This is a genomic window from Salmonella sp. 32120201201600049SM (assembly GCF_017572835.1).
GTDB classification, from domain to species: domain Bacteria; phylum Pseudomonadota; class Gammaproteobacteria; order Enterobacterales; family Enterobacteriaceae; genus Salmonella; species Salmonella enterica.
This window is the reverse complement of record NZ_JAGESA010000003.1, coordinates 236,178-248,446: the sequence shown is the minus strand read 5'-3', so window position 1 is coordinate 248,446 and position 12,269 is coordinate 236,178. Positions and strand designations below refer to the sequence as shown.

General features: G+C 49.4%; 15 protein-coding genes. 10 read left to right on the top strand and 5 right to left on the bottom strand.

What is annotated here, in order from left to right:
* The first annotated feature begins 15 nt into the window (after nt 1–15).
* From J4650_RS09600 to J4650_RS09560, 9 genes are all read left to right on the top strand, one after another.
* Entirely contained in the window at nt 16–309 is a 294-nt protein-coding gene (locus J4650_RS09600) for a phage anti-RecBCD protein (protein WP_023993440.1), read from the top strand.
* A gap of 10 nt (nt 310–319) precedes the next feature.
* Entirely contained in the window at nt 320–490 is a 171-nt protein-coding gene (locus tag J4650_RS09595) for a DUF2737 family protein (protein WP_023993441.1), read from the top strand.
* Nucleotides 478–1,170, top strand: a complete 693-nt coding sequence (locus J4650_RS09590; RefSeq protein WP_023993442.1) for an HNH endonuclease — start codon at nt 478–480, stop codon at nt 1,168–1,170. The genes J4650_RS09595 and J4650_RS09590 overlap by 13 nt, the downstream gene beginning before the upstream one ends.
* Entirely contained in the window at nt 1,167–1,568 is a 402-nt protein-coding gene (locus J4650_RS09585) for a ParB/RepB/Spo0J family partition protein (RefSeq protein WP_023993443.1), read from the top strand. The genes J4650_RS09590 and J4650_RS09585 overlap by 4 nt, the downstream gene beginning before the upstream one ends.
* A complete protein-coding gene (locus tag J4650_RS22815) occupies nt 1,565–1,882 on the top strand; it encodes a hypothetical protein (RefSeq protein WP_023993444.1) in 318 nt (105 codons plus the stop codon). Before J4650_RS09585 ends, J4650_RS22815 begins: the two co-directional genes overlap by 4 nt.
* Nucleotides 1,882–2,637, top strand: a complete 756-nt coding sequence (locus J4650_RS09575; protein ID WP_000582224.1) for a hypothetical protein — start codon at nt 1,882–1,884, stop codon at nt 2,635–2,637. The genes J4650_RS22815 and J4650_RS09575 overlap by 1 nt, the downstream gene beginning before the upstream one ends.
* A 10-nt stretch (nt 2,638–2,647) precedes the next feature.
* Complete coding sequence (locus tag J4650_RS09570; protein ID WP_243763167.1) at nt 2,648–3,337, top strand: DUF551 domain-containing protein; 690 nt, start codon at nt 2,648–2,650, stop codon at nt 3,335–3,337.
* Nucleotides 3,337–3,609: a hypothetical protein gene (locus J4650_RS09565; protein WP_023993446.1), complete on the top strand. Its 273-nt coding sequence runs from the start codon at nt 3,337–3,339 to the stop codon at nt 3,607–3,609. The genes J4650_RS09570 and J4650_RS09565 overlap by 1 nt, the downstream gene beginning before the upstream one ends.
* A gap of 158 nt (nt 3,610–3,767) precedes the next feature.
* Nucleotides 3,768–3,971 (top strand): transcriptional regulator, encoded by a 204-nt coding sequence (locus tag J4650_RS09560; RefSeq protein ID WP_023993447.1) that lies wholly within the window; start codon nt 3,768–3,770, stop codon nt 3,969–3,971.
* A 261-nt stretch (nt 3,972–4,232) separates the two neighbouring features.
* Here the strand turns inward: J4650_RS09560 and pgtE are convergent, their stop codons facing one another.
* The 4 genes from pgtE to pgtC form a co-directional block, all read right to left on the bottom strand.
* Nucleotides 4,233–5,171: an omptin family outer membrane protease PgtE gene (gene pgtE / locus J4650_RS09555; RefSeq protein ID WP_000716009.1), complete on the bottom strand. Its 939-nt coding sequence runs from the start codon at nt 5,169–5,171 to the stop codon at nt 4,233–4,235.
* 267 nt (nt 5,172–5,438) lie between these two features.
* On the bottom strand, nt 5,439–6,686 hold the full coding sequence (pgtA, locus tag J4650_RS09550; RefSeq protein WP_000930842.1) for a two-component system response regulator PgtA: 1,248 nt from the start codon (nt 6,684–6,686) through the stop codon (nt 5,439–5,441).
* Nucleotides 6,676–8,682: a two-component system sensor histidine kinase PgtB gene (pgtB, locus tag J4650_RS09545; protein ID WP_023993448.1), complete on the bottom strand. Its 2,007-nt coding sequence runs from the start codon at nt 8,680–8,682 to the stop codon at nt 6,676–6,678. The genes pgtA and pgtB overlap by 11 nt, the downstream gene beginning before the upstream one ends.
* On the bottom strand, nt 8,679–9,872 hold the full coding sequence (pgtC, locus tag J4650_RS09540; protein WP_000467983.1) for a phosphoglycerate transport regulator PgtC: 1,194 nt from the start codon (nt 9,870–9,872) through the stop codon (nt 8,679–8,681). Before pgtC ends, pgtB begins: the two co-directional genes overlap by 4 nt.
* Before the next feature lie 435 nt (nt 9,873–10,307).
* Here pgtC and pgtP point away from each other — a divergent pair, with 435 nt between their 5' ends.
* Nucleotides 10,308–11,699, top strand: coding sequence for a phosphoglycerate transporter PgtP (pgtP, locus tag J4650_RS09535; protein WP_000955735.1), 1,392 nt, complete (start codon nt 10,308–10,310; stop codon nt 11,697–11,699).
* Nucleotides 11,700–11,973: 274 nt separating this feature from the next.
* Here the strand turns inward: pgtP and J4650_RS09530 are convergent, their stop codons facing one another.
* The gene (locus J4650_RS09530; protein WP_000639889.1) at nt 11,974–12,216 is read right to left on the bottom strand and encodes a YfdY family protein; all 243 of its coding nucleotides are present in this window, start codon (nt 12,214–12,216) and stop codon (nt 11,974–11,976) included.
* Nucleotides 12,217–12,269 lie beyond the last annotated feature (53 nt).

Genomic DNA, 12,269 nt, shown 5'->3' with positions numbered 1-12,269 from the left:
ACCATGGAGTAAATTATGCCAGCGCCTCTATATGGTGCGGACGACCCGCGTCGCTGTTCCGGCAAATCCGTCTCAGAGGTGCTGGATAAATTCAGAAGAAACTACGACCTGATAATGTCACTACCGCAGGAAACGAAAGAGGAAAAGGAATTTCGTCACTGTATATGGCTTGCAGAAAAAGAAGAACGCGAGCGAATTTACCAGACATCCATCCGACCATTCCGCAAAGCAACATATACAAAATTCATTGAAATCGACCCGCGCCTGCGTAATTACCGCTCACGTTATGGCGCAATAAGTAATGACTGAGGAATTTACGATGAGAGGACTTGCATACAATCCCGACATTCTACCAGCCGAACTTATTATTAGGCACAAAATTAAACCAATGCCTACACGCGAAGAATTATTGCAGCGCAATTCATTCCCTTCTATTAACGAGAATAAATATTTGAATGCGATACTGAGGAAAGATAAATGCAAGAGGTAAAAATTTACACCGCGTCCCCATCTGATTTATCTCCACCGGTACAGTCTGAATCGTTCTGCGTTGACATGGTTCTGGCGTCTGATTATGCGGAGCTTGAGGCTAAATACGCGGCGCTGGCTGATTTATTTGGTGATGTGAAAGAGATTTTTGGTTTTAAGTATCGCTATTTCATTTCCTCAAAGGGGCTAATTTTCTCAATGGCTTCTGGCAAGCTAAGACAGTTAAACCCTTCTATGCGCGGCAAGAACAGAAATCAGTATTTGTTCGTTAGGCTGGAGCTTGAAGGGGAACTGAAAGGCGTGAACATCCACCGATTAGTTGCTGAAAACTTCATCGGGCCTAAGCCATCTGATGAGCACGTAATTAACCATAAAGACGGCAACAAACAAAACAATGATGCATCAAACCTTGAGTGGACAACGATAGCGGGTAACACTCAGCACGCATATAGAACTGGGTTAGCCGGAGGAAGAAAGCACGGTTCGTATAAAGGCCCAGTTTGTGCAGAGAATGAGGAAGGTTTTGGGTATGTGTTCTTTGATAGCAAACAGGCTATTGAGGCTGGCTTTAACCCAAATTCAATCAGGGACGCTGTAGTTAAGCCATGGAAGAAATTATTCGGATTCTATTTTAGCCGCATCAATAACACAGGCCAACTTCGCAAAGGCGGTGCAGCATGAGCATTATTAAAGGTCAGCTTATCAGCAGTCAGCGCTACCTCGACAAGGCAAAGGTAAACGACAGAGCGGCAAGATTTAAGCGTTTTATCGTATCTGTTTACCCGATAGTTCTGCGTGGGCAGCAATACACCATCCTGATGGATGGCCACCACAACTACGCGGCGGCAAAACTGGCTGGCATAGAACCTGATTACCGACCAGTCACCAAAAAGGTGCAGCGTATTCTCGGTGAGATGTCATGGCGCGAGCGCGAGGCATTCTTCATCAACAACGTTACAGACAGCAACTACTACTTTGTTGAAACAGGCGAAGTGGTTCATGAGTTGGTTATGCCTGACACGTCCTGCAAATTCCAGGCGCACGCAGGTAACCAATGGATTTTTGGGGGTACAGCATGACAATCGACAAACAGGCGCTGCGTATTAGTGAGCTTGAAGAACTCAACGAGCTGCTGCGTGAGAAGGTCAAAAAACTTGAGTCTGACCTGTGGGACAAAGAACAGTTACGCCATGTTTACAGCGAAAAATCCTTTGATCTCCAATGCAAGGTTCGTGAACTGGAGGCGCGGGCTGTCAACTTACCAAAACGCAGCGTTGGTGAGGTCATGCACCTGAGCGGATTCAGCCGGGATTACGCCGAGGGTTGGTGTGCTGGTAATGACAATGCGATACACGAAATACGCGCCGCTGGCATCAAGGTTAAGGAGTCGTGATGATTCACTATCATGGCGGACCTATTACCCCTGATACGTGTGCTATGAAGGCATGGAAAGGACGCCATGCGTTTATCAGTTTCGCGCATTCCGGACAAATTAACCTCGCGGCTGAATACTGCCAGTCATTCGCGCTGGACAACGGCGCATTCACTGCATGGAAAGCAGCCGGTAAAAACAAAATCGACTGGAGCGATTATTACGAATTTGTGGCGCGCTGGAAAAATCACCCTGGATTCGATTTTGCCATCATCCCGGACGTCATCGACGGCGGAGAGGATGAGAATGAAGCCCTTCTGGATGAATGGCCGCACGGGGAATTTTTTGGTGTCCCAGTATGGCATATGAACGAGAGTGACGAGCGGTTTATCAGGTTGTGTAACGAATATCCGCGTGTAGCGATAGGAAGTTGTGGAGACTATGACGTTAAGCGCCCAAACCTTGCTGTTGCCAGAATGAAAGACCTGATTCGCCACATTATTGACGTTCATGGAATGCCGGTCACGAAGTTGCATGGATTGAGGATGTTGAACCCGCTAATTTTCACAAAGCTACCATTAGCCAGCGCGGACAGCACGAACGTCGCCCGTAACATCGGAATAGACAAAGCATGGTCTGGTGCTTACGCGCCAGCTTCAAAGGAAACCCGCGCCGCATTAATGGTTGAGCGCATTGAATCGTATAACAGCCCCGGTTCTCTCGCGTATTGCGAAAAGCGTGACCGGTTCAATATGCAACTGCAATTGGCAGTTTAAGGACTAACCCATGACCACTATTACCAGAGAACAGCTACACGAACGCGCACGCCGGAAAGTGAAAGAATTGGAATTTGCCATTACGCAGAGTGCATTTACATCTATTCGTGATGGTCTGAACGATGAATTAGAGCTGGCGCGTATCGCGCTGGCAGCGCTGGAGGCTGCGCCGGAGCCGGTTGTGCCAGAGTCCATCAGTGTTCGGCAGGCCATTTCTGCTCTTGAGAGCGCAGATTGTGTAACGACTATTGGCCAGGCGTACAAAATGGGATGGAACGCCTGTCGTGCTGCCATGCTTCAGGGTAGCCAACCTGTAAGTAATCGTGATGAGTTGCAGGTAATCGGCTGGTTGCGTAGTGACTACAACAGCGACGACAAACGCGATCCTGACGCTCCGCTATTTATGTTGGGCAATAATAACCCGTCTGAAACGTGGGGAGTGAAATATATGCCTCTAACTGGCAACTCTCCGGTAACTCCGGATGGCTGGATAAGCTGTAGTGAGCGAATGCCGAACGATAAAGACTATGTTTGGTGTTGGGGGAAGTCTTACGGCTGGACTGAGTGCGATACCTTCGAAGGGTATTACGATTGGTCGAGAAACAAATGGTGGGCAGTTACTGACGATGTGGAAGAACCGGCATCGAAAGTAACCCACTGGATGCTGCTACCAGAACCGCCGCAGCAGGAGGTGAAGTAGTGAATACCTCAGTAATTCGAACATACACAGAGCAGCTTGAGTCCACCATCGAAAAAGGCGTTGAGTTACGAGACTCAATGCGTCAGGAGATATCCCGACTCGAACGACTTGTTAAAGCTCAGAAGTCTGAAATCACCAATGCGGTTAATGCCAAGGAGTTGTACCAGCGCAGGCTTGGTAATTACAAAAAGCGTCTGATAGTTGAGCGGGAGAAGCGGAAGAAACTTGAAGGTCAGATTATCAAGCTAAAGCGGAAGATGAGTAATGGCTAAATCCCCAGCAGAGCGCAACTAACAAACCTCGCACAGTCGAGGTTTTCTTTTATCCGGAGTAACCATGGAATCACACAGCCTCACACTCGATGAGGCCTGTTCATTTCTCAAGATATCCCTTCCATCCAAGTTAGATCCCCAAACCGGAGATAAAACCTATGCGCGAATTACGCGACGACTCACTTGTTGACTTAAAGTTCATGATGAAGGATTCTGGCATGGGCAAGACCTTCATTTACTCAGAAATTAAGAAAGGCCGGTTGCCTGTCCCTCACAAAATCGGTAGCGCATCCAGATGGGTTTATGCCGACTATCAAAACTGGAAACGCAGCCACTTCTCACCCATTCAAAATGTCTCATGAATTGCCTTTGCGGGCATAAATGCGGGCATAAAATTCTTCACTTCTGTAATTCATCATAAATCCCCTGTACTTACGACATTCATTAGGTGTCTGCAGGGGACACCATTGATACCCAGGACATTCTCTTCTTGCTGCATAACCTTTCGAGCGGTTCCCCTTTCATGTTGCTTTTATTGCCCCTATGCAATATCACCGGACATGCCATACGTTCAGCAAAAAGTCGTCATCGGCCGGTTATGACCGATGACATCCTGATGTGGTCTAGAAGCGGTACTGCAACCCCGCGGTAACCGTATAGTTATTATTAGCTATACCTGCGGCATCGCCACCAAAATACGCCGTATCACCGCTGGTTTTATCTATGATTTGCGTACCGCCCTTACCTTCTTCATATTTACTGTAAGCGAACTCAGCAAAGATTTTTGCATTACTGGTAATATAATATCCGGCGTCAATAGAAGCGCCATAATATCGTGAATTTTCCGTTTTTTCACGGAAGGTAAGTTTGCGCATGTAGTGTTCGTCATTATCATGCGCATTTACCCAGTCGCTGTATTTAAACAGTACATTACACTCAAAGTCATTAATACGATAATCACCCGCCAGCCCGATATAGGGCATTTCGAAACGCTGGCTATAACCTATGCCGCGCACGCCATGAGGAAAATTACCAATATACCGACCATTATCATAAATATAAGACCCGCCTCTTGCCGTCCAGCTAAAACGGGTTTCCTGATAGCCCGCTGTCACGCCCGCCTTGTAGTTATCGCCCTGCAATAACCAACCTTTCACATTCAAATCGTATTCATTAGCATAGTTGGCGCTGGTGTCCGGATGAATTGAACGATCGGTCCAGCCTGGCTGCTCACTGCTCATCCAGTCATGGTCAACCATATGACCCGATCCCGATGCCAAAGACGTCCAGCCGCGGGCGTCCAGCGTCATGAACGAATAGGGTTCCCATGATAAATCCCCCTGCAACGTGGCGACATTTTTTATTTTCCAGTCCAGTTGACTAATCTTCCGCCCGGTGTCGGTATCATAAACCAGCTCCCTGGATTTACCATTTAACACTCCCACGGAAAGGGATGTCGTGACGCTATCAGGAGAGACGTCCGGAATAAATAAGGTAGACTCCGCATAAACCGACTCAGAAAATACGGCGATCATCATTACTGCAATAGCATGTTTTTTCATTTCTCTTGTCCTCATATTCAGATGTAATCTGGAGAGGTGATGAAGTTTTCATCTTGTCAAATCGTCGGACAAGAGTACATTTATTACGCCAGAGAACTTGACGCATTTTTACCTTATATTGAAGTTAAGAAATAGAATTTGATGCTCAGGTGAATAATAAGCAATCTATAATCATAATGGAATGATTTACCATTACGGTGATGCGACGTTATCTGGCTAACGACATCGTTGCTGTTGTTGTCAGCCAGATTGAAAGTAACTGTAATATCAGAATTTATAATGCTCTTTACTTAGACCATATTTTTTCATGCGCAGATAAAGTTTTTTACGGGGAATTTGCAAGTACTCCGCCACTTCATTAATTCGTCCCTGATGAATATTTAATGCTTCGGTAATAATTTGTCGCTCATACTCTTCAACGCGCCGGTCAAGCGGGCTCGGCTCCTGAAGAAGCAACTGCGGGTTGACCGTTTCCGCCAGCGGCAGCACGCCAACAGCAAAAAGCTCTGCCGCATTAGCCAGTTCGCGCACATTGCTTGGCCAGGCGCGTCGCATTATTCCTTTCAGTAATTCCCCCGCTATTTCCGGCACTGGATGATTGAGTCGCAGGCAGGCTTTTCGAAGATAATGGCGAAATAACGGCTCGATATCATCCGGTCGCTGAGAAAGAGACTGGCAGGCGATTTGGGTCATGGCGAAACAGTAGTAAAGCTCGGCCGCAATCTGGTTAGCTGCCGCCTGCTCCACCAGCGAAGCGCTGCCAACGCCCACCAAACGAAAAGGCCGATGCTCCAGGCTTTGTAAACGCGCCAGATGGTGCTGCTGTTCGCGTGTCAGATATTCGGGATGACTCAACACCAGCGTGCCTCCTTGCGCCTGGTCGATGAATGTCTCCAACTGCCCGGCATTCTCCGGCGTAAGTTCATAGCGTACAAACGGCCCTTTCGCGTTACGCCCCAGTTGATGGAGATAACGGGCGCCAGTCATACGTCCAGTGCCATGCTCACCGTAAAACCATACGGCAATGTCCGTTTCCGCCAGTTGTTGTAACCGTTGTCGAAACTGATTCATCCACTCGCTGCGCCCAATCAGTTCAACCTGTAACGTCTGCTGGCAATATTGCCGCCGTGCAATGACCGACCGGCGCTGGCGTAGCGCGTCTTCAATTAATATCAACAGCTTGCCCGGATCGACGGGTTTTTGCAGAAAATCCCAGGCGCCCTTTTTCACCGCATCAACCGCCATCGGTACATCGCCATGTCCGGTAATCAATAAGATTGGCAGTTGATCGTCATCCTGATGAAACAGCGTCATAAGATCGATACCGGAACACCCCGGCATACACACATCGCTCAAAACGATCCCCTCCCAATCCGCTTTTACCCACTCTTTGGCCTCGAAAGGATGGGTAAAGCCACGCACGCGGTAGCCTGCCTGCTCAAGCATTTGGGTATAGGCGTCAAGTACATCAACGTCATCATCAATCAGCAAAATAGAACATTCATCATTCAACATCATCGACATCCGTTACCGAGAATTGCAGCACCACGCAAGCGTTACGCGTCAGCGTCGACGCCAGACGCAGGTCGCCCTTCATTTGCGCCATCAGCGACACGCTAATCGACAGCCCAATACCCAACCCGACAGCTTTACTGGTGGTAAACGGCTTGAGTAAAGAGGGCAACAGCGCCACAGGCCAGCCAGGGCCGTTATCTGCAATATAAACCTCCAGCGCCTCTCCCTGAGTCTGCCACGTCACCGCGATCGCCGCATCATGCGAACAGGCGTCAAGCGCATTCGCCAGCACATTCACCAGAACCTGCTGAATACGCACTTCATCGCCGCTAACCCATACGGTGTCGGTTGGCAGTGAAAGCGCTCCCTGCCGGGATTGGTGGCGCATGGCTAATAACTCCCATGCCGCCACGAAAGTTTGGCGCAGATCAACGGGATACAATGGCGTTTCCAGCTCCGCCCGGCGGGTAAACTGCCGCAGCGAACGGATGATGGCGTCAATCCGGTTAATGAGCCCTTCCGCTTTGGTGAGCGTATTTCTCGCCTGTCCGCTCTGACCTTGTTCAATCGCGCGTCCCGCCGTAAATAAATACATTGAAAGCGCATTCAGCGGCTGGTTAATTTCATGCGCCAGCGTGGTCATGGTCTGGCCGACTACCGCCAGTTTCGCCGTCTGAATCAACTCATCCTGCATGGCGCGCAGGTCGGCTTCTATCTCTTTGCGCTCGGCGACCTCTTGTTCAAGCTGCCTGCGTTGCATATTGAGCTGGCCCAGCGTATGACGTAGCAAACGGGCTATCCGTCCTAGCTCATCGCGCCCGTAAACCGGGATAGTCGAGTCGGTTCTCCCCAGCCCTATCTGTACCACAGCCTGATTAAGCGCGGTAAAACGCTTCACCAGCCGGGAACGGATAAAATAGTGGTTGAGTCCCCAGGCCAGCAGCAACGCCAGGAGCGTCGCCACTAAAATAAGCCCGCCGCTAACGCGAACAATCTGTTCCAGGCGTTGATTGAACGTCTGCATTTGCTGGTGACTACTACCTAACTGCGCCTCAAGCAGCGTGCGAAAGCGCCCTAGCGTAGCCTCTCTGGCGCGGCTGGCGTCCAGTAAGGCTTTTTGCGCCGCAACATAATCGCGCATGGTATCGGGCATCTTATTTTTTACCATCCCGATTTCCAATAGTTCGTCTATGGTTTGCCGCAGCGTGATCGTACTGGGCCAGTCATCCAGCGCACGAATATTCTCATCCGCCGTTTTTTTTAGGTTTTCCAGATAGCGAATATGGGTCTCCACCAGCATCCCGTCATTATTGCCGGACTTGAGCTCATTCAATCTGTCGCGCAGGTCATCAACAATCTGATTTTCAATTCGCGCCAGGGTATATACCTGCTGCTGCTCGTTCTGCACCTCGCGCGAACGTTGCAAGTACTGCGCCGCGTCGCCCTGATTCGCCTCAATTTGATCGAGTAGCGTCCCCTGCTGCCAGGTAAAATCCTGTACCAGCGAATTTAGCTCCGTGGTGAAATCATCATGGAGCCAGTCAATGCGAGCGGAAAGCTCGCTAACTTTCTCCCGCACCAAAAACATGTTGTAGAGGGCGTTGTCCAGTTCCGCCAGCAAGGTCCGGCTATCCTGTAAAATGACGGCCAGTTGCCGGCGCTCAGCAAGCTGAAGCCCCTGACTGAGATGCTCAATCTTATCCAGATGCTGAATAATCTGCGTACGTAACTGCAAACGTACCGTCGTGTTCGGCGCCAGCAAAAATTCATTGAGTTGATCCACGGCCAGATTCAGGTTCCCCTCAATTAAAAAAGCGGAGTGGATGCGAGGAAAATATTCATCAAGCGAATAGCGAACCTGCGAACTTTGCTCATGCCAGGAATAAAGGCTGACCATACTGACAATCAGCGTCAGTAATGCGCCCGTTAAAAATGCGCCCCGTAAACTGTTGCTGATACTGAGCTGACGAAGCCGTTGCAATAATCTCCCCTTCATTTCAGCTCTTCCAGTTTGTGAATCGCCAGCCGCTGATTGTTCAGAAACCAGATCTGCCACTCCATCATTTTTTGTTCGGCAAAGCTTTTATTATCAAACTGCGCCAGCCAGGTTTCATCCTCACTGCTTGCCGCATCCACCGGGACGCTGGTCAATAAAGCTCTGATTTCAGGTAAGGGGCGTTTAAGCCGCGTTTCTGCGCTGTGCAACGCTCGCCATGCATCTTTAAGCTGCGCGAGACGAAAACTGATCGCGGTATCAAACATGCGTTGTACCAGTTGCTGACGCTTCAGGATCAGACGATAGTTCAACGGCGGCTGGGCCATCAAACGCTGTTGTTGCGCGGCGCGAGGATTATCGGCGCTAAGCGGTGCGACGGGATACTTACCGGTATTCGCGTCAGCCAGTATCCTTTGCCCTTTCGGACTTAATAAGTAATGAATAAAAGCACGCGCTTCGTCTGCATGACGGCTGTTTTTCAACACCGCGACGTAAGTGGGCGACACCGCAGAATATGGGAAATAGGTAAAAGCAAGATTAGGATCGTTAAGTAGCAAATTAGCATAGTTATCAATGACCGGCCCGGCAACGCCAAGCCCGCTTTTAATTTTATCCGCTACGCCGAAACTGCGAGAGGAAATCGTGACCAGATTACCCGAGATTGCCAGCAGCGTTGCCCATCCTGCCGTCCAGCCTTTTTGCTGCAACAGCGACTCCACCATCAAATGATTCGTGTCTGAGCGTGACGGACTGCTCATTAATAGAGCGCCCTGGTAACTGGGCAGGCCCATATCCTGCCAGTCGGCAGGCGGCGGAAGATGGCGCGCAGCGAGCGCTGAACGATTGATCAATAGCCCAAATCCGGATACCGCTACCGCCACTGAAGTTGAGCGGATAGAACGCGGCACCAGCTTCTGGCTGGCGGCAGGCGCGCTATCCAATAGCGCCAGCTTTTGGTGCTCCTGAAGGTGTTGCAACAGCATGGGGGATGACGTCAGGATCAGATCGACATTTTCCGCATTCGCCGTATCAAGTAATTGCTCTAAAGAACCGCTGGTACGGTTGAGCGTACGAATCATGACGGAACCCGGCTCCGTCTGCCAGCGCTGGATAATCCAGGCGGTCGCGCTGGGTGAAAAGGTCGTTGCCATCACCAGCTCGCGGCTGTACGCCTGGCAAGAACCGAACATCGCCGCCAGCCATAGCGTAAAAGCGCCCACTCTGGCGAAACGACTACAGCATGAGAAAAGTCGATTTGTGATCCCGTTCATAAATATCGATATCACATAAAGAAAATATTGAGACAAAACTTACCCTTTTATTTCTGTTGGCATCCAGAACAGCGTTATTTGAATAATAACCGGTCCGTTGCTCGAAAACATCAATAAAGCGTATCAGATCACTGGCAGCAATTTTGTTAATATCCGCACATGCTAACGATAAAACGGTCATGTCAATAATTAAAGTTTCAACACCCCCTTCAGGATGGGTCAAAAATAACCTTTAAATTCACCCAATTGAGTCAATTTTGACACATTTCTTCGACTTGATTTTTATTGTCACTCCTTTCACTCTACCGACAAAACCTCCTGATGTTCATCTCACTATAAAATACAGGTGACTCCATGTTAACAATATTAAAAACAGGGAAATCGGCGCATAAAGTCCCACCGGAAAAAGTCCAGGCTACGTATGGTCGATATCGTATACAGGCATTGTTAAGCGTATTTCTGGGATATCTCGCTTACTATATAGTCAGAAACAACTTCACATTATCGACGCCTTATTTAAAAGAGCAATTGGATCTCAGCGCTACGCAAATCGGCCTGCTGAGTAGCTGTATGCTTATTGCTTACGGAATCAGTAAAGGCGTAATGAGCAGTCTGGCGGATAAAGCCAGCCCAAAAGTCTTCATGGCGTGCGGTCTGGTACTCTGCGCGATTGTTAACGTTGGGCTGGGATTCAGTAGCGCATTCTGGATATTTGCCGCTCTGGTGGTCTTCAATGGCCTTTTTCAGGGCATGGGCGTCGGCCCCTCGTTTATTACCATTGCAAACTGGTTCCCTCGTCGGGAACGCGGACGCGTAGGCGCCTTCTGGAATATCTCGCATAACGTTGGCGGCGGGATCGTCGCGCCTATCGTCGGTGCGGCTTTTGCGATATTGGGCAGCGAACACTGGCAAAGCGCCAGTTATATCGTTCCGGCCTGCGTCGCCGTCATTTTTGCCTTAATTGTTCTGGTCTTGGGAAAAGGTTCGCCGCGCGAAGAAGGTCTTCCCTCCCTGGAACAGATGATGCCGGAAGAAAAAGTCGTACTGAAAACGAAGAATACGGCAAAAGCGCCGGAAAATATGAGCGCATGGCAAATCTTCTGTACTTATGTGCTGCGCAATAAAAATGCCTGGTATATTTCGCTGGTGGATGTCTTCGTCTATATGGTGCGGTTTGGCATGATTAGCTGGTTGCCTATCTATCTGTTGACAGTAAAACACTTTTCAAAAGAACAGATGAGCGTCGCGTTTCTCTTTTTCGAGTGGGCGGCAATTCCCTCTACGCTACTGGCAGGCTGGCTGTCAGATAAACTGTTTAAGGGCCGCAGAATGCCGTTAGCCATGATTTGCATGGCGCTGATTTTTGTCTGTCTGATCGGATACTGGAAAAGTGAATCTTTGCTGATGGTAACGATTTTCGCCGCCATTGTAGGTTGTCTGATTTACGTCCCGCAGTTCCTCGCGTCCGTACAGACAATGGAGATAGTCCCCAGCTTTGCCGTAGGTTCCGCCGTCGGTTTACGTGGGTTCATGAGCTATATTTTCGGCGCCTCGTTGGGCACCAGCCTGTTTGGTGTAATGGTGGATAAACTGGGCTGGTACGGCGGATTTTATCTTCTGATGGGCGGCATCGTGTGCTGCATTCTATTCTGTTACCTCTCCCATCGCGGCGCGCTGGAACTGGAACGCCAGCGCCAGAATGCGTTACATAATCAGGACTCACTGCAGCTTGCGGACGCGCAATAAACGATTAGCCTTCCCGGGGAACAGAAGCGCCGACATTGTCGGCGCTATCTATTCGCTGACATCGTGTATACCCAAAATAATTCGAGTTGCTTAAAAGCGGCAAGGGAGTGAGTCCCCAGGAGCATAGATAACGATGTGACTGGGGTGAACGACAAATCTGCCGGGAACAGATTTGAACGTCGCGTGCGACGGCCGTCAGGGCGAGGCCCATCGATGGGCCGAGTAATCCGTAGCCAACACATCAGCAACTTGAAGTATGAAGGGTATGTACTGACTAACGCTTACCGTATCCCACCATAAAGCGAATAATTAACCCACATGCCGGTGCGAGAAAAAGCAATAATCCGCTAACGATGTCATCGCCATCCTGCAACCATACATTGAGTAAATAAATCAGCGCGGCAAGGATAACCATTCCCGTAAAAGAAGAAACCGCAGAAAAAGCCCCCATCACCTGACCGATATAGCCACTCACGGCAAGTATACTTATTGCAAGAAATGTCCATAAATAGATCATCTATAATACCTCCTGTCTATGGCAAGGCTTCCATATAGCCTTACGATCCCTCT